The following is a 24,991-nucleotide window of genomic DNA, read 5'->3' as shown; positions in this document are numbered from 1 at the left end:
AATCGTCAAACCATTATGCAACCGGCTGCATGGCCCCACCACCCTGACCGGCGTCTGGCCCGAGGCCAGGCCCGGGCGGGCCGGCACTCAGGCCACCGCGTTGGCCCCGTAACCCACCACCGCGGGTGCCACGCCCTGCGGACGGACGGCCACAGCGCAGTACTTGAACTCGGGGATCTTGCCGAACGGGTCCAGCGCGGCGTTGGTCAGCAGGTTGGCGGCGGCCTCGTGATAGGCGAAGGGGATGAAGACCGCGCCGGTGGGCGTGCCGTCGTCGCGCCGCAGGTGCAGCACCACAGTGCCCCGGCGCGACTGCACCGTGACCAGGTCGCCCGGCTGCAGGCCCAGCGCGGCAATGTCGGCGCCGTGCATGGAGGCGGTGGCCATGGGCTCGATGGCGTCGAGCACCGTGGCGCGCCGCGTCATGCTGCCGGTGTGCCAATGCTCGAGCTGGCGGCCGGTGATCAGCACGAAGGGGAAGTCGGCATCGGGCCGCTCGTTGGCCGGGATGATGTCGGCCGGCACCAGCTGCACCCGACCGTCGGGGGTGGCGAAATGGTCGGTGAAGACGATGGGCTCGCCCGGGTCGTCTTCGCTCAGACAGGGGTAGGTGACGCTGGATTCGCGCAGCAAGCGCTCCCAGGTGATGCCGGCAATCGCGGTGTGCATGGCCTGGCGCATTTCCTCGTAGACCGCGGCCACGCCGCTTTCTTCACCGGGGTAGTGCCAGTTCAGACCCATGCGTTGGGCGATCTGCTGGATGATCCACAAATCGGGCTTGGCGTCGCCCGGCGCATCCAGCGCCCGTTTGCCCAGCTGCACCATGCGGTCGGTGTTGCTGACCGTGCCGGTTTTCTCCGGCCAGGCGGTGGCGGGCAGCACCACGTCGGCCAGCCAGGCGGTTTCGGTCATGAAAATGTCCTGCACCACCAGGTGCTGCAGGCTGGCCAGCGCGTGGCGGGCGTGGTTCAGATCGGGGTCGCTCATGGCCGGGTTCTCGCCCATGATGTACATGCCACGCACCTTGTGCGGGTCGCTGTCGGGGGCCAAGGCCTTGTGCATGATTTCGACCACGGTGTAACCGGGCTGGTCGTCGAGCTTGGTTTGCCAGAAGTCTTCGAACCAGTCGTGCGCCGCCTTGTTGTTCACCCGCTGGTAGTTGGGGAACATCATGGGAATCAAACCGGCGTCGCTGGCGCCCTGCACGTTGTTCTGGCCACGCAGCGGGTGCAGGCCGGAGCCCGGTTTGCCGATCTGGCCGGTCACGGTGACCAGCGCAATCAAACAGCGGGCGTTGTCGGTGCCGTGCACATGCTGGCTCACGCCCATGCCCCACAGCACCATCGCGCCCTTGGCCTTGGCAAAGGCCCGTGCCACCTCGCGCAGCGTCTCGGCCGGAATGCCGCAAATGGGCGCCATGGCCTCGGGGCTGTAGCCCTGGACATTGGCCTTCAGCGCCTCGAAGTTATCGGCCCGGCGGCGAACGAAGTCTTCGTCCACCAGGCCTTCGTCGATCAAGGTGTGGATCAGCGCGTTGAGCATGGCCACGTCGGTGTCGGCCTTGAACTGCAGCGTGCGCCAGGCGTGTTGCCCGATGTCGGTGATGCGCGGGTCAGCCAGCACGATCTTGGCGCCGCGCTGGGCGGCGTTCTTCATCCAGGTGGCGGCGACCGGGTGGTTGGCCGTGGGGTTGGATCCAATGACAAAGATCAGCTCGGCGTTGGCCACGTCGTTGACCTGGTTGCTCACCGCGCCCGAACCCACGCCCTCCAGCAGCGCCGCCACGCTGGAGGCGTGGCACAGCCGGGTGCAGTGGTCCACGTTGTTGCTGCCGAAACCGGTGCGCACCAGCTTCTGGAACAGGTAAGCCTCTTCGTTGCTGCCCTTGGCCGAACCAAAGCCGGCCAGCGACTTCTTGCCATGGGTGTCGCGCAGGCCCTTCAGCGTGCCGGCCGACAAGGCCAGTGCCTCTTCCCAGCTGGCTTCGCGGAACACCTCGGACCAGTCGGCGGTGTGGCGGTTCAGCGCCTGCAAGGCCTCGGGGTCCTTGGGCACGCCGGCCTTGCGGATCAAGGGCTTGGTCAGGCGCTGCGGGCTGTGGGCGTAGTCAAAACCGAAGCGACCTTTGACACACAGCCGGTTGTGGTTGGCCGGGCCGTCGCGGCCGTCCACGCTGACGATTTTGTTGTCCTTGACGTTGTAGGTCAGCAGGCAACCGACGCCGCAGAAGGGGCAGACCGAGTCGACCTTTTTATCGACCACCTGCGAACCCAGTTGGCTCTGGGGCATCAGCGCACCGGTGGGGCAGGCCTGCACACATTCGCCGCAGGCCACACAGGTGGAGTCGCCCATGGGGTCGTTCAGGTCGAACACGATCTCGCTGTGGCCGCCGCGCTGGGCGTAGCCGATGACGCCATTGACCTGCTCTTCACGGCAGGCGCGCACGCAGCGGTTGCACTGGATGCAGGCGTCGAGGTTGACCGCCATCGCCGGGTGCGACACATCGGCCTTCGGCTGGGTGCGGCGCAAGGCCTTCAGTTCGGGACGCACCGACACGACCATGCGGCTGGCCCATTGGCTCAATTCGCCATGGGACTGGGCGGCGTCGCCGTCCACCCATTTGTGGCCCTGGTCCGGCATGTCGGACAGCAGCATCTCCAGCACCATCTTCTGGCTTTTCTGGGCCCGCTCGCTGCGGCTGTCGACCACCATGCCTTCGGTGGCGTTGCGGCAGCAGCTGGGCGCCAGCGTGCGCTCACCGGCGATCTCCACCACACAGGCGCGGCAGTTGCCGTCGGGCCGGTAGCCCTCCTTGTAGCAAAGGTGGGGGATGTCGGTGCCATGGCGCTTGGCGGCCTGCAGCAGCGTCTCGCCGGCCAGGGCTTGCAGCGGCTGGCCGTTGAGGGTGAAGTTCACGGTGGGCAAGGCCACCTGCTCCGGTTTGAAAGGCGCGTTCATGCCTGGCCGATCTCGTGGGAAAAGTGCTTTTGCACGCAGCGGATGGGGTTGGGTGCGGCCTGGCCCAGGCCACAGATGGACGCGTCCACCATGACCTGGCTCAGGTCTTCCAAGAGCGTGTTGTCCCAGCGCGGGGCGGCCATCAGTGCCGCGGCCTTGCCGGTGCCCACGCGGCAGGGTGTGCACTGGCCACAGCTCTCGTGTTCGAAGAACTTCATGGTGTTGAGCGCGGCGTCGCGGGCCTTGTCCCGGTGGCCCAGCACCACCACCGCGGCCGAGCCGATGAAGCAGCCATGCGGCTGCAAGGTGTCGAAGTCCAGCGGGATGTTGGCCATGTGGGCCGGCAGAATGCCGCCCGAAGCGCCGCCCGGCAGGTAGGCGTAGAGCTCATGGCCCTCGGCCATGCCGCCGCAGTACTCGTCCACCAGCTCCTGCAGCGTGATGCCGGCCGGCGCCAGCTTGACGCCGGGCGACTGAACGCGACCGCTGACACTGAAACTGCGCAGCCCTTGGCGGCCATGGCGGCCAAAGCCGCTGAACCAGTCCGGGCCTTTTTCGACGATGTCGCGCACCCAGTAAAGGGTTTCGAAGTTGTGCTCCAGCGTGGGCCGGCCAAACAGGCCCACCTGGGCAATGTAGGGCGGCCGCATCCGCGGCTCGCCGCGTTTGCCTTCGATGCTCTCGATCATGGCCGACTCTTCGCCGCAGATGTAGGCGCCGGCGCCGCGCCGCAGCTCGATGCGGGGCAGCGGGCACGGCGGGTTGGCCTGCAGCCGGGCGATTTCGCCGGCCAGGATGGCGCGGCAGTCGTGGTACTCGTCGCGCAAATAGATGTAGCAGGCGTCAATGCCCACCACCTGGGCAGCGACCAGCATGCCCTCCAGAAAACGGTGGGGATCGCGCTCCAGGTAGGTGCGGTCCTTGAAGGTGCCGGGCTCGCCCTCGTCGATGTTGACCGCCATCAGCTTGGGGGCTGGCTGGTCGCGCACGATGCGCCATTTGCGCCCAGCCGGAAAGCCGGCGCCGCCCAGGCCACGCAGACCGGAGTCTTCCATGGCCTTGAGCACCCGCTCGGGGTCTTCCTCGCCGTTCACCACCGCCGCGGCCAGGCTGTAGCCGCCGCGGGCGCAGTAGGCGTCGTAGCCCACATGGGCGGGGCTGAGCCCGCGATCGGCGGCCGTGGTCACGCTGCGCTCGGCAAACGCCGAGGGCTCGAACTCGGTGGCGCTGTCGTCCACCGCCGGGCCGGCCAGGGCCGGGTTGCAGGCCGACACCACCCGCTCCAGCGTGGCCAGTGGCACGGCCTGCTGGCCCACCGCCACCGCCGGCGCTTGCTCGCAGCGGCCGATGCAGGGGGCGGCGATCACGCGGACGCCGCCCGGGGCGTCGGCCCCACCCAGCAACGCCGGCAGGCGGGCCAGCAGATCCTGGGCGCCGGCCAGCGCACACGACAAACCATCACAGACCCGCACCGTCAGGCCGGGGGCCTGCTCACCGTCGCGCAAAACCTCGAAGTGGTGGTAGAAGCTCGCCACCTCGAAGACCTCGGCCATCGGGATGTTCATCTCGCTGGCCAGCGCCACCAGGTGGGGCTTGTGCAGGCCGCCATGGGCGTCGTTGAGGCAGTGCAGCAACTCGATCAGCAGGTCGCGCCGGTGCGGCCCCTCGCCAACCAGTGCCCGCACCTCGGCCAGTGCGCCGTCGTCGGTGGGGCGGCCCTTGCGCTGGGTTTTCTTGCGCAGACGCTGCCGCATCTGGTCGGCGGTGGCCAGGGCCACCGCCTTCACGTTGCGGACGTCGGTGATGTCGTTCATTCGGTCAACGCCTCGGCCGCTGGCGGCCGGTCCATGTCAATTGAAAAACTTGGCCACGCTTTGCAGCGTGCGGTAGATGCCCCAGGCCAGCGGCGTGCCCACGGCCACCCAGGCCAGCACCACCACGACCGGGCTCACCGAGTCGCTGCCGCCGCCGCTGCGCGTGACTTCCGAGCTGATGGCCTTCTCGTGGGCCAGCCGTTTTTCCTCGGCCAGTTCGGCGTCGGTCATGAACCATTTGTCGGCCAACGGCCGCACCATCAGGTTGCAGATCAGGCCCACCACCAGCATGCCCACCAGGATGTACATGGTCTGGTTGTAGACCTGCTCGCGCGGAATGCCAAGGCCCAGTTGGTACTCGCGCATGTAATTCACCACCACCGGGCCCAGGATGCCGGCGGTAGCCCAGGCGGTGAGCAGGCGGCCGTGGATGGCGCCCACCATCTGGGTGCCGAAGATGTCGGCCAAATAGGCCGGCACGGTGGCAAAGCCACCGCCATACATCGACAAAATCACGCAGAAAGCACCGACGAACAGCAGGATGCTGCCGGCCGCCGCACTACCAGGCACGCTGAAATACAGCACGCCGCCCAGCACAAAGAACACGATGTAGGTGAGCTTGCGGCCCAGTTTGTCCGACAGGCTGGCCCAGAAGAAGCGGCCGCCGATGTTGAACAAACTCAGCAGCGCGGTGAAGCCGGCTGCCACCGTGGCAATCGCCGCCAGCTGGCTCTTGTCGAGTTCGCCAAATTTCTTGCTGACGCCGATCAGCGAGCCACCGAACACCTCTTGCAGCATGGGCGAGGCCATGCCGATCACGCCGATGCCGGCGCTGACGTTCATGCACAGCACCATCCAGATCAGCCAGAACTGCGGAATGCCCCAGACCTTTTTGACATGCACATGGCGCTTGGTGATCATGTCGTTGTTGGCCTGGGCGGGCGGCGGGGTCCAGCCGGCGGGCTTCCAGCCGGTTTCGGGCACGCGGTAGCCAAAGGCGCCGGCCATCATGAAAACGAAGTAGATCAAGCCCATCACGATGAAGGTCTGCATCACGCCCACGTCGGTGGGGGAGGCGAAATACTTCATCAAATCGGCCGCCAGCGGCGAGCCGATCATGGCGCCGCCGCCAAAGCCCATGATGGCCATGCCCGTGGCCATGCCGCGCCGGTCAGGAAACCATTTGATCAGCGTCGACACCGGCGAGATGTAGCCCAGCCCCAGGCCGATGCCGCCGATCACGCCCGAGCCCAGCAGCATCAGCCAGAACTGGTGCAAATGGATGCCCAGCGCCGAGATCAGCATGCCACCGCACCAGCACACCGCCGACACCACGCCGGCCTTGCGTGGGCCGGCCCGCTCCAGCCAGCCGCCCCAGGTCGCGGCCGAGATGCCCAGCAGCACGAAGAACAGCGTGTACATCCAGCCCAGCGTGGAGATTTTCCAGTCGCAGCTGGTGGTGAAAAGCTCCTGGAAGAAACCCACCTCGGGGCCGCACTTGATGCCTTCCTTGATGCCCAGCGCCTTGGACAGCGGCAGCCAGAACACCGAAAAACCATAGGCCATGCCGATGCACAAATGGATGGCCAATGCGGCTGGCGGTACCAGCCAGCGGTTGAAGCCTGGCCCGGCAATGATGCGCTCCTTGTCGAGCAGGCCAGCCGAGGGCGAAGCGGGCAGATGGCCGCTGATAACTGATGACATGGGGTCTCCTGGTTGTCGTGACGTTGTTCACGTTCGCTGTGATCGCGACAGGCGAGTGTCGATGGCCGCCAGCCCCGGTGTCCAATCACTTCCGGGCATGGGGCGATACAAACGCTGAATGGCCGGTCTGGCGGCCGACCAGAGCGTCAGTCTGAAGGCGACAGCAGGCCGCTGTGGCTGGCGGCCTGAGCCAGCCACTCGGGCGACTGCGCCAGCGCGAGCGCCGCTTCCAGCGTGCGCGAGGGGCGGTCGGTCAGGGCCACCATGAAGCCGATCGGCGTCAGGACCTCGGGCTGCTGCAGGGGCAAGGCCTGCAGCAGCGGGTCGTTGCGCAGTGCGCCCACCAGCGCGCCCGGCAACACGCTGCAGACCGCACCGGCCAGCACGCTCAGGCTCAGCGTCAGGATGGAATTGGTCTGGATGGCCGGCTTGACCTCGGCGCCGGCCATCGCAAACGCGCTGTCGACGATGGTGCGGTTGTGCATTTCCGGCGTCAGCAACACCAGCGGCAGCTGCGCCGCTTCGACCCAGGCCATGGGCTCGCCGATGCCGGGGTCTTCAGGCCGGGGGCGGCGGCGCAGCAGAAAGTAGCGTTCGGTGTACTGCGGCACGGTGCGCAGCTTGATGCCGCGCTGGCCCACCCGGTCGGTGTAGCCCAGGCCGATGTCGACCGCCAGGCTTTCCAGGCCGACCTCGATCTCTGGCGAACTCATGGAGCGCACCACCGGCGCGATGCCGGGGTGGCGGGCCTGCAGCACCGCGGCAAAACGGGCGGCGATCGGCACCGCGGTGGGCACGGCGGCGATGGTCAGGCTGCCATGGGGCTGGCCGCCGACGCTGCTGAGTTCCTGCTGCAGCAGCTCGTGCTCCCGCAGCATGCGGTGGGCGCTGGCCAAGATGCGCAGGCCCTCGGGTGTGAAGCCGGCAAAGGCCCGGCCGCGCTTGACGATGGCGGTGCCGAACTCCGCCTCCAGCGCCCGCATGGCATTTGACAGCGCCGGCTGGGTGATGTGGCAGGCCTGCGCCGCACGGCTGAAGTGCCGGTGCTCGTCCAGAGCCACCAGGTAGCGCAGCGAGGCGAGCAAATTCATGACTGGCCGCCGCCGGGCCGCCCCAAGGCGGGCGACGGCCCCCTCGGGGGGCAGCGAACACACGCAGTGCGGAGCGTGGGGGCCACGGCTTCAGGTGTCCTTCGACACCTTGATGGTCGGGAATTTGCTGGAGAAATCCTTGGCCTTGGCCGCCACCGTGACCGCCACCTGGCGGGCCACCGACTTGTACAGCGCCGCCACCTCGCCGTCGGGGTCGGCCACCACGGTGGGCACGCCGCCATCGGCCTGGATGCGAATCTGCATGTTCAGCGGCAACGCGCCCAGGTAGGCCATGCCGTAGTCGGCCGCCATCTTCTTGCCGCCGTCGGCGCCGAAGATGTGCTCCACATGGCCACAGCTGGTGCACACATGCACCGCCATGTTTTCCACGATGCCCAGGATGGGCACACCCACCTTCTCGAACATCTTGATGCCCTTTTTGGCGTCCAGCAGCGCGATATCCTGCGGCGTGGTGACCACCACCGCGCCGGTGATGGGCACACGCTGCGACAGCGTCAGCTGGATGTCGCCGGTGCCGGGCGGCATGTCGACGATGAGGTAGTCCAGGTCACGCCAGTTGGTCTGGCGCAGCAGCTGCTCCAGCGCCTGGGTGGCCATGGGGCCGCGCCAGATCATGGCCTCGTCCTGCGCCACCAGGAAGCCGATGGACATGACCTGCACGCCGTGGTTCTCCAGCGGTTCCATGGTCTGGCCGTCTTCGCTCTCGGGCCGGCCCTCGATGCCCATCATCATGGGCACGCTAGGGCCGTAGATGTCGGCGTCCAGCAGGCCCACGCTGGCGCCCTCGGCGGCCAGCGCCAGCGCCAGGTTGACGGCGGTGGTGCTTTTGCCAACGCCGCCCTTGCCTGAGGCCACCGCGATGATGTTTTTCACCTTGGGCAGCAGCTGCACGCCGCGCTGCACCGCATGCGGCACGATGCGGGTGCTGATGTTGACCGACACATTGCCGACGCCAGCCACGCCCTTGGCGGCCGCCACCAGGGCCTTGCGCAAGGCCGGAATCTGGCTTTTTGCCGGGTAGCCCAGTTCCACGTCGAACGACACGTCGCCGTCGGTCACCTGGAGGTTTTTCAAGGCCTTGGTGCTGACGAAGTCGTGGCCGGTGTTGGGATCGACGACGGCCTGCAGGGCCGTCGTCAGCTGCTCAGGGGTCGCCATGGACGCTGCTTTCGGTGGTGGTGAATCTGCCGCGAAGTGTAGCGCCCCATAAAATCGGGGATTGCCCGAGAAAAGCCCATGACCTCCCCCTCCGAAGTGTCCTCCCCGCGCCAGCTGTTCGTGACCACCGCGCTGCCGTACGCCAACGGCAAGTTCCACATCGGCCACATCATGGAGTACATCCAGGCCGACATCTGGGTGCGGTTCCAGCGCATGTTGGGCCACCAGGTGCACTTTGTCTGCGCCGACGACGCCCATGGCGCACCCATCATGATCGCCGCCGAAAAGGCCGGCAAAACGCCACAGGCCTTTGTGGCCGACATCGCCGCCGGCCGCAAACCCTACCTGGACGGCTTCCACATCGCCTTCGACAACTGGCACAGCACCGACGCGCCGGAAAACCACGAACTGGCGCAGCAGATCTACCGCGACCTCAAGGCCAACGGCCTGATCAGCAGCAAGACCATCGAGCAGTTCTACGACCCCGACAAGGGCATGTTCCTGCCCGACCGTTTCATCAAGGGCGAATGCCCGAACTGCCACGCCAAAGACCAGTACGGCGACAACTGCGAGGTCTGCGGTGCGGTCTATGCGCCCACCGAACTGATCAACCCGTATTCCGCGCTGTCTGGCGCGACGCCGGTGCTGAAGACCTCGGAGCATTTCTTCTTCAAGCTGTCCGACCCGCGTTGCCTGGACTTTCTGAAGGCATGGACGGCCAGCGGCGCAGTCCAGCCCGAGGTGCTGAACAAGATCAAGGAATGGCTGACCCCCGATGCCGAGACCGGCAAAACGGCCCTGGGCGACTGGGACATCAGCCGCGACGCGCCCTACTTCGGCATCGAGATTCCCGACGCACCGGGCAAGTACTTCTACGTCTGGCTGGACGCCCCGGTGGGCTATTTGGCCTCGCTGAAGAACTACCTGGGAAAAATTGGCCAGGATTACGAGGCCTTCATGGCCAACCCCGATGTGGAGCAGGTGCACTTCATCGGCAAGGACATCATCACCTTCCACACGCTGTTCTGGCCGGCGATGCTGCATTTCAGCGGCCGCAAGGTGCCGAACAAGATCAATGTGCACGGCTTTCTGACGGTGAACAACGGCGAGAAGATGAGCAAGAGCCGCGGCACCGGGCTGGACCCGCTGAAGTACCTGGGCCTGGGCATGAACCCCGAATGGCTGCGCTACTACCTGGCCGCCAAGCTCAACGCCCGCAACGAAGACATCGACTTCAACCCCGAAGACTTCATGGCCCGGGTCAACAGCGACCTGGTGGGCAAGTACATCAACATCGCCAGCCGGGCGGCCGGCTTCATCACCAAGCGCTTCAACGGCCAGCTCGGCGCGGTGTCGGCCGACGGCGACCAGCTGCTGGACTTTCTGGCCAGCCAGCGCGAGGCCATTTTTGCGCTCTGGAACGAACGCGAGTACGGCAAGGCGCTGCGCGACATCATGCTGCTGGCCGACCGTGTCAACGAGTACGTGGACGCCAACAAGCCCTGGGAGCTGGCCAAACAGGCCGGCATGGACGCCCGTTTGCACGATGTCTGCACCACCTGCATCGAGGCCTTCCGCCTGCTGACCGTCTACCTGAAGCCGGTGCTGCCGGTGCTGGCCAGCCAGGTCGAGGCCTTTTTGCAGACCACGCCGCTGAACGCCGCCTCGGCCGCCAGCCTGCTGGGCGCCGGCCACAGCATCGGTGCCTACCAGCACCTGATGCAGCGGGTCGATGTGAAGCAGCTCGATGCGCTGTTCGAACCTCCCGCAGCCCCTGAGCCCGAGAAGCTCATCCCGGGCGGCGAGGAAATCGCCCCTGTCATTGGCATCGACGACTTCGCCAAGATCGATCTGCGCATCGCCAAGATCGTCCAATGCGAGGCGGTGCAAGGCTCGACCAAGCTGCTGCGCCTGACGCTGGACGTGGGCGAGGGCAAAACCCGCAATGTTTTCAGCGGCATAGCCAGCGCCTACCAGCCCGAGCAGCTGGTGGGCAAGCTCACCGTGGTGGTGGCCAACCTGGCGCCGCGCAAGATGAAGTTCGGCCTCAGCGAGGGCATGGTGCTGGCCGCCAGCCACGCCGACGAAAAGGCCCAGCCCGGCATCCACATCCTGGAACCCTGGCCCGGCGCCCAGCCGGGCATGCGCATCCACTGACGCGGCCCAGGGCTGGGCCGGCCGCTCAGCCCTTGGTCAGTTTGGGGTCGATGGTGGAGCCGGTGCGCACCACCCGGAAATCGGCGTCGAACACCACGGTGAACAGCTTGGCGTCCGAGGTGTTGGCGCCGTCCAGGTAGCGCCAGTCGTAATGGGTTTCGCGCTTCAGCGGGTAGGGGGTGGTGGCGGCCGGCTTGCCCAGCAAGCGGCGCACCGACTCCATGGATTCGCCCACCTGCACCTTGGCGAAATTGGCCGGTGTCAGCACCTGGCGCAGCGCCGCCATCTTGCCGTCGGCGCCGATGGTGATCATGTAGTTCTGGTAGCCCTCGGGCTGGCGGCTGTACTCGAAGATGCGCGCGCCGGTGTCGGTGTCCCAAATCTGCTCGGGAATGCCAAAGCGGGCCCGCACATCGGCCTCGGTGGAAACGCCCTCTTCCAATTCGCTGATGCGTTGCGGGTCACAGCCCACGAGCAAGACCAGACCCGCCAGCAACAGGCCGGCCAAGGCCGCGAATTTCCAAAAACTGCTGTCCATCGGGTCCCCGGTAAAATCAAGCGAAGTGAGGTTTAGTTTATGCCGTTCTTCCGTCGCGCCGATTACCAGTCCGAAACCACCCAGTTCATCGATTCGATGAAGGCCCAGAAGCCCGAGCTGGAGGCGCAGCAGCGCGCCGGCCGCGCCTTGCTGTGGGACAAACAGATCGACCGCCAGGCCCAAAGCGAGTTTGACCAGGCCAACGTGGCGCAAAAGCCTTACGTCTACCAGACCGACGCGTCCTGAAGCCCCACCGGCCTCAGTCCATCGTCTGCACCGATTCTTTCGCTCACTTTTTTGTAGCGAACAGGCCGTTGCCCCTCGCCACCGCCGCGGCTGACCCATGACCCATCCGGCCGACACCCCGTCGGTGGCCCCCGACACCGCCGACCTGTTGTCCGCCATGCCCGACGTGGTGGACCAGGTGGCGCTGGCCCGGCTGTACGGCGAGCCGCTGTTCGCGCTGCCACGCGACCTCTACATTCCGCCCGACGCGCTGCAGGTCTTCCTGGAAGCCTTTGAGGGCCCGCTGGACCTGCTGCTCTACCTGATCCGCAAGCAGAACTTCAACATCCTCGACATCCCCATGGCGGGGCTGACGCGGCAGTACCTGTTGTACGTGGACGAGATCCGCGCCCACAACCTGGAGCTGGCCGCCGAGTATTTGCTGATGGCGGCGATGCTGATCGAGATCAAGTCGCGCATGCTGCTGCCGCCGCGCAAAACCGCCGAGGGCCAGGAGCCGGAAGACCCGCGCGCCGAGCTGGTGCGCCGGCTGCAGGAGTACGAGCGCATCAAGCTGGCCGCGGCCCGCATCAGCGCGCTGCCGCAGCTGGGCCGCGACGTGCTGCGGGCCCAGGTCTTCATTGAGCAGTCGCTGGCGCCGCGCTTCCCCGACGTGCATGTGGTCGACCTGCAACAGGCCTGGCAGGACATCCTGAAGCGGGCCAAGCTGGTCCAGCACCACAAGATCAGCCGCGAAGAGCTGTCGGTGCGCGAGCACATGGGCATGCTGCTGCGCCGGCTGCAAGGCCAGCGCTTCGTCGAGTTCGAGAAACTGTTCGATGCCAGCCGCGGCGTGCCGGTGCTGGTGGTGACCTTCATCGCCATGCTGGAGCTGGCCAAGGAAACCCTGATCGACATCACCCAGGCCGAGGCCTTTGCCCCGATTTACGTGCGGCTGGCCTATGCCAGCACCGCGCCCGCCCTTGAGCCGGTGCTGGACAACGACGACACCGAACCGTCGCTGTTCTGAGCCCGCCGCCCACCCCTACCCACGGAACCCCATGAGTGTTGCCTGCCGCGACTTTGACGTGCTGATTGTTGGCAGCGGCCTGGCGGGGCTGAGCGCCGCGCTGGCGCTGGCGCCCACCCACCGCGTGGCCATCCTGACCAAACGCGTCGTCAGCGACGGCTCCAGCGGCTGGGCCCAGGGCGGCATTGCCGCGGTGCTGGGCGAAGGCGACAGCTTCGATTCGCATGTGGACGACACCCTGGTGGCCGGCGCCGGCCTGAGCGACCTCGACGCCACCCGCTTCGTGGTGGAAAACGCGCCCGACACCATCCGCTGGCTGCAGCAGCTGGGGGTGCCCTTCTCCGAGGAACATGGCCAGCTGCACCTGACCCGCGAAGGTGGCCACAGCCAGCGCCGCATCGTCCACGTGACCGACGCCACCGGCGCGGCGGTGCAGCGCACGCTGATCAACCAGGTGCGGGGCACACCCAACATCACGCTGTTCGAGCACCACATGCTGGTCGACCTGATCACCGACCGCAAGCTCGGTGGCAATGCCCAGCGCTGCCTGGGCCTGTACGCACTCGACGAGGCCACCGACGAGGTGGTGACCTTCCGCGCACCGCACACCATTCTGGCCACCGGCGGCGCCGGCAAGGTGTATCTGTACACCACCAACCCCGACACCGCCACCGGCGACGGCATCGCCGCGGCCTGGCGAGCCGGCTGCCGGGCGGCGAACCTGGAGTTCATCCAGTTCCACCCGACCTGCCTCTACCATCCCGAGGCCAAGTCCTTCCTGATCACCGAGGCGGTGCGCGGCGAAGGCGGCAAGCTGCTGCTGCCGGATGGTCGGCGCTTCATGCCCGACCACGACAAGCGGGCGGAACTAGCGCCCCGCGACATCGTCGCCCGGGCGATTGACTTCGAGATGAAAAAAGGCGGTTTCGACTGCGTCTACCTGGACATCTCGCACCAGCCGCTGGCCTTCATCCAGGAGCACTTTCCCAACATCCACGCGCGTTGCCTGGAGCTGGGCATCGACATTTCCAAACAGCCCATCCCGGTGGTGCCGGCCGCCCACTACACCTGCGGTGGCGTGCTGACCGACCTGGCCGGCCACACCGACCTGGCCGGCCTGTACGCCATCGGTGAGACCGCCTGCACCGGCCTGCATGGCGCCAACCGGCTGGCCAGCAACTCGCTGGTGGAGTGCATGGTGTTCGCCCGTGCGGCGGCCCAGGCCATTGCCGACGCGCCCGTCCCGGCGCCCAAGCCGCTGCCGGCCTGGGACGTCAGCCGCGTCACCGACGCCGACGAGCAGGTGGTGATCTCGCACAACTGGGACGAGCTGCGCCGCTTCATGTGGAGCTATGTCGGCATTGTGCGCACCAACAAGCGGCTGGAGCGGGCGGCCCACCGCATCGCCTTGCTGCAGGGCGAAATCCACGAGTTCTACGCCCGCTTCCACGTCACCCGCGACCTGCTGGAGCTGCGCAACCTGGTGCAGGTGGCCGACCTCATCGTGCGCTCAGCCCAGGCCCGGCATGAGAGCCGCGGCCTGCATTTCAGCCGCGACTACCCAGCCCTGCTGGCCGAGGCCAAACCCACGGTGTTGAGCCCCTGAAGCCGGCCCTGAAAGCCGCTTGGTGTACCATTCGCCCCGCTCCGGGGTGCAGCTGATGCTGCTGAGATGGACAGTCCCAAACCCGAGAACTTGATTCGGTTCGTACCGACGTAAGAAGAGCCCGACCGCCTTTCGCACCTCCCTGGTGTGGCCGCTGTCCGTCCATTCCGGAGCACCTATGCAAGCCCTGCCCGTTGCCCCGCTGAAAGGATGGCCTCATGAACGCCCCCGACTCTTTCGCCCAGCGCCTGACGCTGTCGCGTGAACCCTTCCCCGCCTCCCGCAAGGTCCATCTGCCCGGCCAGCTGCACCCGCAATTGCAGGTGCCGATGCGCGAGGTGGCCCTGAGCAACGGCGAGCGAGTCAGCCTGTACGACACCTCCGGCCCCTACACCGACCCCAGAGCCGCCATCGACGTGCGGCGTGGCCTGCCCGACCTGCGCGGCCCCTGGCTGGACGCCCGCGGCGACACCGAGGCCTACACCGGCCGCCGGCCCCAGGCGCTGGACGACGGCGACAAACACGGCGACGCAGAAAGCCAGCGCGTGGCCGCCCTGCGCGCCGAGGCCGCCGGCCTGCAACGCCAGCCGCGCCGCGCCAAGGCCGGTGCCAATGTCACGCAGATGCACTACGCCCGCCGCGGCATCGTCACGCCCGAAATGGAGTACGTGGCGCTGCGCGAAAACGGCCAACGTGAATGGATGGCCGAGTACCTGGCCGATGAGGCCAAGGCCGAGCGCCTGCGCGGCAACCCGCTGGGTGCGGTGATGCCCCGCGTCATCACGCCGGAGTTCGTGCGCGACGAGGTGGCCCGGGGCCGCGCCATCATCCCGGCCAACATCAACCACACCGAGCTGGAGCCCATGGCCATCGGCCGCAACTTCCTGGTCAAGATCAACGCCAACATCGGCAACTCGGCCGTCACCTCCAGCATCGAGGAAGAGGTGGAAAAACTCGTGTGGGCCATTCGTTGGGGCGCCGACAACGTGATGGACTTGTCCACCGGCAAGAACATCCACACCACCCGCGACTGGATCGTGCGCAACAGCCCGGTGCCGATCGGCACCGTGCCCATCTACCAGGCGCTGGAAAAGGTCGGCGGCGTGGCCGAAGACCTCACGTGGGAAATCTACCGCGACACGCTGATCGAGCAGGCCGAGCAAGGCGTGGACTACTTCACCATCCACGCCGGCCTGCGCCTGCCCTTCATCCACCTCACGGCCCAGCGCCGCACCGGCATCGTCTCGCGCGGCGGCTCCATCCTGGCAAAGTGGTGCATCGCCCACCACCAGGAAAACTTCCTCTACACCCACTTCGAAGACATCTGCGACATCATGAAGGCCTACGACGTGAGCTTCTCGCTCGGCGACGGCCTGCGCCCCGGCAGCGGTGCCGACGCCAACGACGAAGCCCAGTTCGCCGAGCTGCGCACGCTGGGCGAGCTGACCCAGGTGGCCTGGAAACACGACGTGCAGACCATGATCGAAGGCCCGGGCCATGTGCCCATGCATTTGATCCAGGCCAACATGGCCGAGCAGCTCAAGCACTGCCACGAGGCGCCGTTCTACACGCTGGGCCCGCTGACCATCGACATCGCGCCAGGCTACGACCACATTGCCTCGGCCATCGGCGCAGCCATGATCGGCTGGATGGGCACGGCCATGCTGTGCTACGTGACACCCAAGGAGCACCTGGGCCTGCCCGACCGCGACGACGTCAAGCAAGGCATCATTGCCTACAAGATCGCCGCTCACGCCGCCGATGTGGCCAAGGGCCACCCGGGTGCCGGTGCGCGCGACGAGGCGCTGTCCAAGGCCCGCTTCGAGTTCCGCTGGAGCGACCAGTTCAACCTCAGCCTGGACCCCGACACCGCGCGCGATTTCCACGACGAAACCCTGCCCAAGGACTCGGCCAAGGTGGCGCATTTCTGCTCCATGTGCGGGCCGAAGTTCTGCTCGATGAAGATCAGCCAGGAGGTGCGCGAGTACGCCGCCGCGCTGCCGGCCGGCACCCCCGACGACGCCCAGGCCGGCATGCAGGCCAAGAGCGCCGAGTTCCGCGCCGCCGGCGGCGAGTTGTACATCCCCATCGCCAAGGCGTGAGCACCCTGCGTGTGGGCATCGCCGGGGCCGGCCTGCTGGGCCGGCTGCTGGCCTTTTCACTGGCCCGCGCCGGCCATGCGGTGGCGGTGTTCGACCCCGCGCCCGACGCCCAGGCCCGCCATGCGGCCGGCTGGACGGCCGCCGGCATGCTGAGCCCGGTGGCCGAGCTGGACGGCGCCGAGGCCGAGGTGTTCGACCTCGGCCTGCAAAGCCTGGCGCTGTGGCCGCAGGTGCTGGCCACCCTGCCCCAGCCGGTGGCGTTTCACCAGCGCGGCAGCCTGCTGCTGGCCCACCGCGGCGACGAGGGTGCGGCCCAGCGGGTGATCGCCCGGCTGCAGCACAAGGCCCCGCCGTCCCACCACCCGGTGCCACTGACCTTGGCCGCGTTGCGCGCGCTGGAGCCCTCGGTCCAAGGCCCGGCCCAGGCCTGGTCGCTGCCGCAGGAAGGGCAGATCCATGCCGAGCAGGCGCTGCGTGCGCTGCACACCGGTGCCTGCGAGGCCGGTGCGTGTTTCCACTGGGGCCAGGCGGTGACGCAGGTGCGGCCTGGCGAGCTGGTCAGCGCAGCCACCACCCACGCGGTGGACCTGGCCATCGACGTGCGTGGCGTCGGTGCCGCGGCCGACCCTGGCCTGGCCGACCAGCCCCGGGTGCGTGGCGTGCGCGGCGAGATGTTCTGGCTGCACGCCCCCGGCCTGGGCCTGCAGCGGCCGCTGCGGCTGCTGCACCCGCGCCACCGGGTGTACGTGGTGCCGCGTGGCGGCGACCAGCTGCTGGTGGGCGCCAGCGAGATCGAGAGCGACGACCGCTCGCCGGTGTCGGTGCGCAGCCTGCTGGAGTTGCTGAGCGCCGCCCACAGCGTGCTGCCGGCGCTGGCCGAGGCCAGGCTGCTGCACCACGAGGCCAACCTGCGCCCCGCCCTGCCCGACCACCGGCCCCGCACCGAGCACGCGCCCGGCCTGTTGCGCCTCAACGGCCTGTTCCGCCACGGCTGGCTGCTGGCGCCGGCCTTGGTGGCGCAGGCGCTGGCAAAGGCCGGCCTGTCGTCCAACGAGTTTTCAGGGAGACCCGCATGAACGCTGCCCCCACCATCACCGTGACCGTCAACGGCCAGATCACCCAGATCGCGCCGCTGTCGCTGGACGAGCTGCTGGCCATGCAAGGCCTGGCACCGGACGCGGTGGCCACCGCGGTCAACGACGACTTCGTGCCCCGCACCGAGCGCGCCCACTGCCAGCTGCAGGACGGCGACGCGGTCTTCACCTTTGTCGCCATTACCGGAGGCTGATCCCATGGCGTTCACCATTGCCGACACCCCGCTCGGCAGCCGCTTCTTTCTGGGCACCGCCGGCTACCCATCGCCGCAGGTGCTGCTCGACGCGCTGGCCGCCTCGCAGGCCGCGGTGGTCACCGTGGGCCTGAAGCGCCAGCTCGCTGCCGGCGATGTGCCGGGTGACTTCTACCGGCTGGTGCAGGCCAGCGGCGCCCGGCTGCTGCCCAACACCGCCGGTTGCCGCACCGCCCGCGAGGCGGTGGCGCTGGCCCAGATGGCGCGCGAGCTGTTCGGCACCGCCTGGGTCAAGCTGGAGGTGGTGGGCGACGAGCACACGCTGCAGCCCGATCCCTTTGAGCTGGTGCTGGCCGCCACCGAGCTGGTGAAAGCCGGCTTCGAGGTCTTTCCCTATTGCACCGACGACCTCGTCACCTGCCAGCGCCTGCTGGACGCCGGCTGCCGGGTGCTGATGCCCTGGGGCGCGCCCATCGGCTCGGGCCAGGGCCTGCTCAACCCCTGGGCGCTGCGCACGCTGCGGGCCCGGCTGCCCGGCGTGCCGCTGGTGGTGGACGCCGGCATCGGCGCACCCAGCGACGCTGCCCAGGCCATGGAGCTGGGTTTTGACGCGGTGCTGCTGAACTCGGCCGTGGCCCAGGCCCATGACCCGGTGGCCATGGCCCAGGCCTTCCGGCTCGCCATTGAGGCCGGCCGGCTGGCCTTCGAGGCCGGGCTGATGGCGCCCCAGCCCATGGCCGTGGCCAGCACGCCGGTGACCGGCCGGCCTTTCCTGATCTGAACCCCATGCCCCACCCCACCGACACCGTCCTCCCCATCGTCTGGACCATCGCCGGCAGCGACAGCGGCGCTGGCGCCGGGCTGCAGGCCGACCTGCGGGCCTGCGAGGCCCTGGGTGTGCACGGCTGCAGCGCGGTGGCCGCCATCACCGCGCAGAACTCCATGGCGGTGCAGCGGGTCGACCCGGTCGCCCCCGCGCTGCTCGACGCCCAGCTGGCCGCGCTGGCCGGCGACCTGCCACCGGCCGCGCTGAAGGCCGGCATGCTGGGCAGCGTGGACAACCTGCAGGTGCTGGCCTACTGGGTCGACCGGCTGCGGCTGCGCCACCCCACGCTGCCGCTGGTGGTGGACCCGGTGCTGCGCGCCACCACAGGCGCCAGCCTGGCCGACCCGGCCTTGCTGCAGGCCTACCGCCAGCACCTGCTGCCGCGCACCACGCTGCTCACGCCCAACCGCGCCGAGGCCGCGGCGCTGCTGCGCTGGCCGACGCTGGACAGCCCGGCCATGGTGGAGGCCGCGGCCCAGGCGCTGCAGGCCCTGGGCTGCCGCGCGGTGGTCATCACCGGTGGCGACGCCCGCGGCGGCCTGGACGGCGGCCACAGCCTGGACTTTGCGCTGACGCCCGAGGCCAGCGGCTGGCTGGCCCTGCCGCGCGTGGCCACCCGCCACCACCACGGCACCGGCTGCGTGTTTGCCAGCAGCGCCGCCGCCGCGATGGCACGCGGCTTTGTGGCCATGGAAGCGGTGGTGCTGGCCAAGATGGCCACCGCCGAGGCGTTGCGCCATGGCCGGCCGGCCGGCGCGGGGGCCGGCCCGGTGCAGCCCCAGGCCGGCTTTGCGCTCAACCCGGACAACCTGCCGCGCCTGGGCCTGCCCGGCCAGGGGCCCGACAGCCTGCTGGCCGAGCCGCCCGCCTTCACGCCGCTGCGCCACCCGGCCATTGGCCTGTACGCGGTGGTGGACAGCGCGGCCTGGGTGGACCGGGTGCTGGCCGCCGGTGTGCGCACCGTGCAGCTGCGCATCAAGGACCCGGCCCACCCCCGGCTGCACGCAGAAATCCAGCAGGCGGTGGCGGCCACCGCGGCCGCCGGCGCGCAGTTGTTCGTCAACGACCACTGGCGCGCGGCCATCGCGCTGGCGGCCGGCCAGCCCCATGTGGCGGTGCACCTGGGCCAGGACGACCTGGCCGCCGCCGGCCCTGCGGGCCTGGCCGCCATCTCCCAGGCCGGGCTGGGCCTGGGCGTCAGCACCCATGCCTTCTGGGAGGTGGCCAGGGCCTGGGCCTGGCGGCCCAGCACCGTCGCTTGCGGGCCCATCCACCCCACGCAGAGCAAGGCCATGCCCTGGCTGCCGCAGGGCACGGCCAACTTGGCTTTCTGGGCGGCGCTGCTGCCGCTGCCGGTGGTGGGCATCGCCGGCATGACACCCGCCCGGGTCCGCGAGGCCCTGGCGGCGGGCGCCGCCGGGGCGGCGGTGATCACCGCCATCACCGAAGCGGCGGCCCCCGAAAAGGCCATGGCTGCGCTGCAGCAGGCAGTGGCGGCGGGCCAGGCCGACTGGGGAGGCGCCTCCAGACCGGCGCCGCCGGCGCTGCCACAATCCACGCTCCGCCTGGCCTAAAATCCGCCCCATGCTGCGAACCCTGCTCAAATCGAAGATCCACCGCGTTGCCGTCACCCAGTGTGAACTGCACTACGAAGGGTCTTGTGCGATCGACGAAGACCTGCTGGATGCCGCCAACCTCTGCGAGAACGAGCAGATCCACATCTGGAACATCAACAACGGCGAACGCTTCGTCACCTACGCCATCAAGGGCGAGCGTGGCAGCGGCATGATCTCGGTCAACGGCTCGGCGGCGCGCCGCGCCTCGGTGGGCGATTTGATCATCATCGCGGCCTTTGCCCAGGTGGCGGAAAACCAGGTCGCCACGCACAAGCCCAAGCTCGTGTTTGTCGACGACCAGAACCGCCAGACCGGCGAGCGCGACCACGTGCCCACCCAGCCGGCCTGAGCCGCCTCAGTCCAGAACGGCCGGCAGCCAGCCACGCAGGCTGTTCACAAAAGCCAGGCCCTGCACCCGGGGCAAATCGGCCCGCATCACCACCGCCTCCTTCACACGGCCATCGGCCAGCGCCTGGGCCCGGCCCACGCCGGGCAACAGGCCACAGTGCAGCGGCGGCGTGAGCCATTGCCCATCCATCAGCAGCGCGAGGTTGCCGCGGGTGCATTCGGTCAGCTCGCCGCGTTCGTTCCACAGCACCGTGTCAAACACCGCCGGGTCGCTGGGCGCCACGGCCTCGTAGTGGTCGCGCCGGGTGGTCTTGAAGCGGGTGAACTCGCTGTCGGCCATCTCGAACGCCGTGGCGGCCAGCTGCAGCCGCACAGGGGTTGTGGTGGCTGACAGTGCAAAGGCCTGGGCGTCGAAGCGCCCTTGCGCGTCCAGCAACAGCCGCACACGCCACAGGCCGCGGGGGTGTTGCGCGGCCAGGCCGTCCAGCGCCTGGGCCGCCAGCCCGGCGTCCCAGGGGTAGGCAAAATGCGCGGCCACCTCGGCCATGCGGGCCAGGTGGGCGGCCCGGTGGCGCACCCGGCCCTGGTCCAGCGCCAGGGTTTCCAGCAGCGCAAACGGCGCCCGGGCCCGTTCCAGAAAAGCCCGCTTGTGGCGCCACTCGCGCCATTCGGCATCGGGCGATGCGTCGGCGGTGATGCCGCTGCCGATACCGCAGCGGGCCTGGCCACCACGCAGGCTGACGGTGCGAATGGCCACGTTGAACGTGGCCTGCCCGCCCGGCCGCACCACGCCCACCGCGCCACAGTAGACGCCGCGTGGTCCGCCCTCCAGCGCGTGGATCAGTTGCATCGCCTGGCGTTTGGGCGCGCCGGTGATGGAGCCGCAGGGAAACAGCGCGCCAAACACCTGGGCCAGCGTGGTGCCAGGGCGGGTGGTGGCGCAAACGTCGGAGGTCATCTGCCAGACGCTGGGCAAGGCCTGCAGGTGGAACAGCGAAGGCACGCGCACCGTGTGCGGCAGCGCCACACGCGAGACGTCGTTGCGCAGCAGGTCCACCACCATCACGTTCTCGGCCCGTTCCTTGGGGCTGGCCCGCAGCGCCGCGGCCTGGGCGGCGTCTTCGTCGGGGCTGCGGCCGCGCGGCGCCGTGCCCTTCATGGGCCGGGTCAGCAGCTGGTCGCCCGCCCAGTCGAAAAACAGCTCGGGCGAAACCGACAGCAGCTGCTCGTCGCCGCTGTCCAGCAGCGCCGCGTAACCACCGGGCTGGGCCCGGTGCAGCGCATGGAACAGCGCCAACACCGTGGCCGGCGAGGGGTGGGCGAGTGTGCCGGTGAGTGCGGCCGTGTGGTTGACCTGGTAGACCTCGCCGGAGGCAATCGCCGCGTGGATGTGGACCAGCGCGGCGTCGAAGGCCGCGCGGTCGGGTGCGTCCATGCCGTCGAGCTGCAGCACCACCTCGGGCGGGGCCTCGGGCCAGGGCAATGCCTGATCATGGACACCGAACCAGGCCAGCGGGCCGTCGGCCGGGTGCACCGGCAGCGCGGCGTCAAAGGCCGCGGCGGCCTCGTAGCGCACATACCCCACACACCAGCGGCCGGCGCGGGCCTGGGCCTGCACCGCGTCCAGCAGCGGGCCCACCTCGTCGGGGCGGTGGGCCACCAGCACCGCCACCGGCGGGCCGAAGGCGGCGCGCAGGCCACCCGCGCCGCCCGGCGTGGCCGCGGCGAAGTCGATCAGTGTGGGCAAAGGCCCCGGCTCAGGCGGCACCGAGGTGGGGCACCAGCCCGGCGGTGGGCAGGCCGTTCTTCAGCGCGGCGGTGAAGGCCAGCATGCGGTCGATGGGCAGCCGGGCGCGGGGGATCAGCGCTGGGTCGACATGGATTTCGTTGCCGCCATGTTCCAGCACCTGGGCCAGGCCGGCCAGGCCGTTCATCGCCATCCAGGGGCAGTGGGCGCAGCTTTTGCAGGTGGCGCTGTTGCCGGCGGTGGGCGCCTCGATGAAGGTCTTGCCGGGGTTGAGCGTGCGCAGCTTGTGCATCATGCCGTTGTCGGTGGCGACGATGAACTCGCTGGCATCGAAATCGCGGGCGGCTTTCAGGATGGCCGAGGTCGATCCCACCGCGTCGGCCAGCGCGATCACGTCGGCCGGGCTCTCGGGGTGCACCAGCACCTTGGCCAGGGGGTGCTGCTGTTTCAGCGCCGCCAGCTCGAAGGCCTTGAACTCGTCGTGCACGATGCAAGCGCCATTCCAGAACACCATGTCGGCGCCGGTTTCGCGCTGGATGTAGCCGCCCAGGTGCTTGTCGGGCGCCCACAGGATCTTGTGGCCCTGGTCCTTGAGCGCGCGCACGATGTCGAGCGCGCAGCTGGATGTCACCAGCCAGTCCGAACGCGCTTTCACCGCGGCGCTGGTGTTGGCATAAACCACCACGGTGCGGTCAGGGTGGGCGTCGCAAAAGGCGCTGAACTCGTCCACCGGGCAGCCCAAGTCCAGCGAGCAGGTGGCGTCCAGGTCGGGCATCAGCACGGTTTTTTCGGGCGACAGAATCTTGGCGGTTTCGCCCATGAAACGCACGCCCGACACCACCAGCGTCTGCGCCGCGTGGTCGCGGCCGAAGCGGGCCATCTCCAGCGAGTCGCTGACGATGCCGCCGGTTTCTTCGGCCAGGTCTTGCAGGTCGGGGTGCACGTAGTAATGCGACACCATCACCGCGTTGCGTTCTTTCAGCAGGCGGCGGATTTTGTCCTTGAGCGCTGCGCGCTCGGTGGCCGAGGGCTCGACCGGCAGCTTGGCCCAGGCATGCTGGGTGCTGCAGGCGCTGCCGGTCTGGGTGTCGGGCTGGTCGTACTCGACGCGGAACACACCGCTCAGTTCAGACATGGCAGCTCCTGGAAACGCATGGAAAAATCGGTCGCCTTGACGTCCTTGGTCAGCGCGCCGATGGAGATGCGGTCGACCCCGGTTTCGGCCAGCGCGCGCACCGTGTCCAGGCTCACACCGCCGGAGATTTCCAGGATGGCGCGGCCGGCGTTGATGGCCACCGCCTCGTGCAAGGTGGGCAGGTCCATGTTGTCCAGCAACACCATCTTCGCGCCATGGTCCAGCGCCTGGCGCAGCTGGGCCAGGGTCTCGACCTCGATCTCGATGAACTTGGCGCTCGCCGCACTCGCCTGGGCGGCGGCCAGCACCTGGGCGATGCCACCCGCGGCGGCAATGTGGTTCTCTTTGATCAGCACCGCGTCATACAGGCCGATGCGGTGGTTGACGCCGCCGCCGGTTTTCACCGCGTACTTCTGCGCCATGCGCAGGCCGGGCAAGGTTTTGCGGGTGTCGACAATCGCCGCCCGTGTGCCCTTGACCGTGGCCACGTAGGTGGCGGTTTTGCTGGCCACCGCGCTCAGCAGCTGCAGAAAGTTCAGCAGCGTGCGCTCGGCGCTCAGCAGCGCGCGGGCGCTGCCCTGCATCTCCAGCACCACCTGGTCGGCCGTGCAGGCCCCGCCTTCGGCCACATGCCAGGTGGCGGTGGCCGTGGGGTCCAGCGCGCGCAGCGTGGCCTCGACCCAGGGCCGGCCACACAGCACGGCGGCCTCGCGGGCCAGCACCCGGGCCTGGGTGCGTTGGGTGGGGGCAATCAGCGCGGCGGTCAGGTCGCCGCCACGGATGTCTTCGGCCAGCGCGCGGGCCACGTCGGCCTCGGCCAGCGCCTGCAGCGCGGCCGGGGAAAAATCGTCAAAGTCGCTCATCCGAGAAGCATAACGGCTGCGTCCGCCGGCCACCGGCGGTGCGGGCATGGCCGGCCCCCGCCGTGGCCCGGTTCAGGCCAGCGGCGGCAGCAGGGCCGCACCGCGGAAAATCACCGCCACGCCGCGCACCAGCGTGGCCCGGGGCTGGTGGTAGCCGGCCATCAGCCAGCTTTTGGCCACCTCGCTGGCCGCACCAATCGCCGCCAGCGCCACCACCGGCGCGGTCTGGTCGTCCACCGGCCAGTCGGGCCGGGCGGCCCGCACCAGGCCCAGCAGCAGCTCGGCGAACTGCTGCAGCGTGCGGGTGTAGAGCGCGTCGACCCGGGGGCTGACGCCCAGCACCTCCAGCCAGACGATGCGGGCCGCCTCGGCGTCTTCCACCGCCGCGAAAAACGCGTCCAGGCCCTGGGTGATCCAAGCCTGGGGGTCGGCCTCGTCGGGCAGCGCCTGCAGGCCGCCCACCACCGCCGCCTGCATGTCCAGGATCAGCTGCTCGTAGACCGCCACCAGCAGGTCTTCGGTGCTGGCAAAGGATTCGTAGAAATAGCGGTCGGTCAGGCCGGCCTGCTTGCACAGGCCACGCACCGTGGTGCGGCGGTAGCCCAGCGTGCCGAACAAATGTTTGCCGGCGGCGATGAACTGCTGGCGGCGCTTGTGGCTGCGCTGTTCGTGGGATTCGCCGCCGTAGGCACGGGGCGTGGGGGAGGACGGGGCGGTGGCCATGGCGGGGATTTAGAGCGCGGACTCCAGACCGGGTCAGGGTT

At 68.7% G+C, this 24,991-nt stretch carries 20 protein-coding genes and 1 riboswitch; of the genes, 10 read left to right on the top strand and 10 right to left on the bottom strand.

The window, feature by feature from the left end; genetic code table 11:
* Nucleotides 1–87: 87 nt before the first annotated feature.
* From fdhF to apbC, 5 genes are all read right to left on the bottom strand, one after another.
* Nucleotides 88–2,958 carry a formate dehydrogenase subunit alpha gene (fdhF, locus tag AC4BAR_RS08445; RefSeq protein WP_490627410.1) on the bottom strand — a complete coding sequence of 957 codons (2,871 nt, stop codon included), beginning with the start codon at nt 2,956–2,958 and terminating at the stop codon, nt 88–90.
* Nucleotides 2,955–4,772, bottom strand: a complete 1,818-nt coding sequence (locus tag AC4BAR_RS08440; protein ID WP_490627409.1) for an NAD(P)H-dependent oxidoreductase subunit E — start codon at nt 4,770–4,772, stop codon at nt 2,955–2,957. Before AC4BAR_RS08440 ends, fdhF begins: the two co-directional genes overlap by 4 nt.
* A gap of 36 nt (nt 4,773–4,808) precedes the next feature.
* The gene (locus AC4BAR_RS08435) at nt 4,809–6,476 is read right to left on the bottom strand and encodes an OFA family MFS transporter (protein ID WP_490627408.1); all 1,668 of its coding nucleotides are present in this window, start codon (nt 6,474–6,476) and stop codon (nt 4,809–4,811) included.
* Nucleotides 6,477–6,622: 146 nt separating this feature from the next.
* A complete protein-coding gene (locus AC4BAR_RS08430; protein WP_490627407.1) occupies nt 6,623–7,567 on the bottom strand; it encodes a LysR family transcriptional regulator in 945 nt (314 codons plus the stop codon).
* Nucleotides 7,568–7,657: 90 nt separating this feature from the next.
* The gene (apbC, locus tag AC4BAR_RS08425) at nt 7,658–8,746 is read right to left on the bottom strand and encodes an iron-sulfur cluster carrier protein ApbC (protein WP_490627406.1); all 1,089 of its coding nucleotides are present in this window, start codon (nt 8,744–8,746) and stop codon (nt 7,658–7,660) included.
* A 78-nt stretch (nt 8,747–8,824) separates the two neighbouring features.
* Here apbC and metG point away from each other — a divergent pair, with 78 nt between their 5' ends.
* A complete protein-coding gene (gene metG / locus AC4BAR_RS08420; protein WP_490627405.1) occupies nt 8,825–10,903 on the top strand; it encodes a methionine--tRNA ligase in 2,079 nt (692 codons plus the stop codon).
* 25 nt (nt 10,904–10,928) lie between these two features.
* Here metG and bamE read toward each other — a convergent pair whose 3' ends face one another.
* The gene (gene bamE, locus AC4BAR_RS08415; protein ID WP_490627404.1) at nt 10,929–11,441 is read right to left on the bottom strand and encodes an outer membrane protein assembly factor BamE domain-containing protein; all 513 of its coding nucleotides are present in this window, start codon (nt 11,439–11,441) and stop codon (nt 10,929–10,931) included.
* Nucleotides 11,442–11,480: 39 nt separating this feature from the next.
* Here bamE and AC4BAR_RS08410 point away from each other — a divergent pair, with 39 nt between their 5' ends.
* The 9 genes from AC4BAR_RS08410 (at nt 11,481) to panD (ending at nt 20,483) form a co-directional block, all read left to right on the top strand.
* The gene (locus tag AC4BAR_RS08410; protein ID WP_490627403.1) at nt 11,481–11,687 is read left to right on the top strand and encodes a DUF3460 family protein; all 207 of its coding nucleotides are present in this window, start codon (nt 11,481–11,483) and stop codon (nt 11,685–11,687) included.
* Nucleotides 11,688–11,784: 97 nt separating this feature from the next.
* On the top strand, nt 11,785–12,696 hold the full coding sequence (locus AC4BAR_RS08405) for a segregation and condensation protein A (RefSeq protein WP_490627402.1): 912 nt from the start codon (nt 11,785–11,787) through the stop codon (nt 12,694–12,696).
* A gap of 31 nt (nt 12,697–12,727) precedes the next feature.
* The gene (nadB, locus tag AC4BAR_RS08400) at nt 12,728–14,302 is read left to right on the top strand and encodes an L-aspartate oxidase (protein ID WP_490627401.1); all 1,575 of its coding nucleotides are present in this window, start codon (nt 12,728–12,730) and stop codon (nt 14,300–14,302) included.
* Nucleotides 14,303–14,334: 32 nt separating this feature from the next.
* Nucleotides 14,335–14,436, top strand: a riboswitch (TPP riboswitch).
* Nucleotides 14,437–14,520: 84 nt separating this feature from the next.
* Nucleotides 14,521–16,404 (top strand): phosphomethylpyrimidine synthase ThiC, encoded by a 1,884-nt coding sequence (gene thiC / locus AC4BAR_RS08395; RefSeq protein WP_490627400.1) that lies wholly within the window; start codon nt 14,521–14,523, stop codon nt 16,402–16,404.
* Nucleotides 16,401–17,480, top strand: a complete 1,080-nt coding sequence (locus AC4BAR_RS08390) for an FAD-dependent oxidoreductase (RefSeq protein ID WP_490627399.1) — start codon at nt 16,401–16,403, stop codon at nt 17,478–17,480. The genes thiC and AC4BAR_RS08390 overlap by 4 nt, the downstream gene beginning before the upstream one ends.
* Nucleotides 17,477–17,692 carry a sulfur carrier protein ThiS gene (gene thiS, locus AC4BAR_RS08385; RefSeq protein ID WP_490627398.1) on the top strand — a complete coding sequence of 72 codons (216 nt, stop codon included), beginning with the start codon at nt 17,477–17,479 and terminating at the stop codon, nt 17,690–17,692. Before AC4BAR_RS08390 ends, thiS begins: the two co-directional genes overlap by 4 nt.
* Before the next feature lie 4 nt (nt 17,693–17,696).
* On the top strand, nt 17,697–18,473 hold the full coding sequence (locus AC4BAR_RS08380) for a thiazole synthase (protein WP_490627397.1): 777 nt from the start codon (nt 17,697–17,699) through the stop codon (nt 18,471–18,473).
* 5 nt (nt 18,474–18,478) lie between these two features.
* Nucleotides 18,479–20,092, top strand: coding sequence for a bifunctional hydroxymethylpyrimidine kinase/phosphomethylpyrimidine kinase (thiD, locus tag AC4BAR_RS08375; protein ID WP_490627396.1), 1,614 nt, complete (start codon nt 18,479–18,481; stop codon nt 20,090–20,092).
* Nucleotides 20,093–20,102: 10 nt separating this feature from the next.
* Nucleotides 20,103–20,483 carry an aspartate 1-decarboxylase gene (gene panD, locus AC4BAR_RS08370; RefSeq protein WP_490627395.1) on the top strand — a complete coding sequence of 127 codons (381 nt, stop codon included), beginning with the start codon at nt 20,103–20,105 and terminating at the stop codon, nt 20,481–20,483.
* Nucleotides 20,484–20,489: 6 nt separating this feature from the next.
* Here the strand turns inward: panD and AC4BAR_RS08365 are convergent, their stop codons facing one another.
* The 4 genes from AC4BAR_RS08365 to AC4BAR_RS08350 all read right to left on the bottom strand — a co-directional run bounded on the left by AC4BAR_RS08365 (nt 20,490) and on the right by AC4BAR_RS08350 (nt 24,950).
* Nucleotides 20,490–22,229 (bottom strand): chorismate-binding protein, encoded by a 1,740-nt coding sequence (locus tag AC4BAR_RS08365; RefSeq protein WP_490627394.1) that lies wholly within the window; start codon nt 22,227–22,229, stop codon nt 20,490–20,492.
* A gap of 10 nt (nt 22,230–22,239) precedes the next feature.
* Nucleotides 22,240–23,364, bottom strand: a complete 1,125-nt coding sequence (nadA, locus tag AC4BAR_RS08360; protein ID WP_490627393.1) for a quinolinate synthase NadA — start codon at nt 23,362–23,364, stop codon at nt 22,240–22,242.
* Nucleotides 23,352–24,227, bottom strand: coding sequence for a carboxylating nicotinate-nucleotide diphosphorylase (gene nadC, locus AC4BAR_RS08355; protein WP_490627392.1), 876 nt, complete (start codon nt 24,225–24,227; stop codon nt 23,352–23,354). The genes nadA and nadC overlap by 13 nt, the downstream gene beginning before the upstream one ends.
* Before the next feature lie 72 nt (nt 24,228–24,299).
* Entirely contained in the window at nt 24,300–24,950 is a 651-nt protein-coding gene (locus AC4BAR_RS08350) for a TetR/AcrR family transcriptional regulator (RefSeq protein WP_490627391.1), read from the bottom strand.
* Between the last annotated feature and the right edge of the window lie 41 nt (nt 24,951–24,991).

It is taken from the genome of Rhodoferax sp. SPJ4, assembly GCF_058216275.1.
The sequence above is the reverse complement of the archived record's forward strand: the minus strand, read 5'-3'. Positions and strand labels throughout refer to the sequence as shown.

What these genes read in the sequence shown, in the direction of transcription:
- fdhF (WP_490627410.1), bottom strand. Translation starts at nt 2,958, where the DNA reads ATGAACGCGCCTTTCAAACCGGAGCAGGTGGCCTTGCCCACCGTGAAC.
- AC4BAR_RS08440 (WP_490627409.1), bottom strand. Translation starts at nt 4,772, where the DNA reads ATGAACGACATCACCGACGTCCGCAACGTGAAGGCGGTGGCCCTGGCC.
- AC4BAR_RS08435 (WP_490627408.1), bottom strand. Translation starts at nt 6,476, where the DNA reads ATGTCATCAGTTATCAGCGGCCATCTGCCCGCTTCGCCCTCGGCTGGC.
- AC4BAR_RS08430 (WP_490627407.1), bottom strand. Translation starts at nt 7,567, where the DNA reads ATGAATTTGCTCGCCTCGCTGCGCTACCTGGTGGCTCTGGACGAGCAC.
- apbC (WP_490627406.1), bottom strand. Translation starts at nt 8,746, where the DNA reads ATGGCGACCCCTGAGCAGCTGACGACGGCCCTGCAGGCCGTCGTCGAT.
- metG (WP_490627405.1), top strand. Translation starts at nt 8,825, where the DNA reads ATGACCTCCCCCTCCGAAGTGTCCTCCCCGCGCCAGCTGTTCGTGACC.
- bamE (WP_490627404.1), bottom strand. Translation starts at nt 11,441, where the DNA reads ATGGACAGCAGTTTTTGGAAATTCGCGGCCTTGGCCGGCCTGTTGCTG.
- AC4BAR_RS08410 (WP_490627403.1), top strand. Translation starts at nt 11,481, where the DNA reads ATGCCGTTCTTCCGTCGCGCCGATTACCAGTCCGAAACCACCCAGTTC.
- AC4BAR_RS08405 (WP_490627402.1), top strand. Translation starts at nt 11,785, where the DNA reads ATGACCCATCCGGCCGACACCCCGTCGGTGGCCCCCGACACCGCCGAC.
- nadB (WP_490627401.1), top strand. Translation starts at nt 12,728, where the DNA reads ATGAGTGTTGCCTGCCGCGACTTTGACGTGCTGATTGTTGGCAGCGGC.
- thiC (WP_490627400.1), top strand. Translation starts at nt 14,521, where the DNA reads ATGAACGCCCCCGACTCTTTCGCCCAGCGCCTGACGCTGTCGCGTGAA.
- thiS (WP_490627398.1), top strand. Translation starts at nt 17,477, where the DNA reads ATGAACGCTGCCCCCACCATCACCGTGACCGTCAACGGCCAGATCACC.
- AC4BAR_RS08380 (WP_490627397.1), top strand. Translation starts at nt 17,697, where the DNA reads ATGGCGTTCACCATTGCCGACACCCCGCTCGGCAGCCGCTTCTTTCTG.
- thiD (WP_490627396.1), top strand. Translation starts at nt 18,479, where the DNA reads ATGCCCCACCCCACCGACACCGTCCTCCCCATCGTCTGGACCATCGCC.
- panD (WP_490627395.1), top strand. Translation starts at nt 20,103, where the DNA reads ATGCTGCGAACCCTGCTCAAATCGAAGATCCACCGCGTTGCCGTCACC.
- nadA (WP_490627393.1), bottom strand. Translation starts at nt 23,364, where the DNA reads ATGTCTGAACTGAGCGGTGTGTTCCGCGTCGAGTACGACCAGCCCGAC.
- nadC (WP_490627392.1), bottom strand. Translation starts at nt 24,227, where the DNA reads ATGAGCGACTTTGACGATTTTTCCCCGGCCGCGCTGCAGGCGCTGGCC.
- AC4BAR_RS08350 (WP_490627391.1), bottom strand. Translation starts at nt 24,950, where the DNA reads ATGGCCACCGCCCCGTCCTCCCCCACGCCCCGTGCCTACGGCGGCGAA.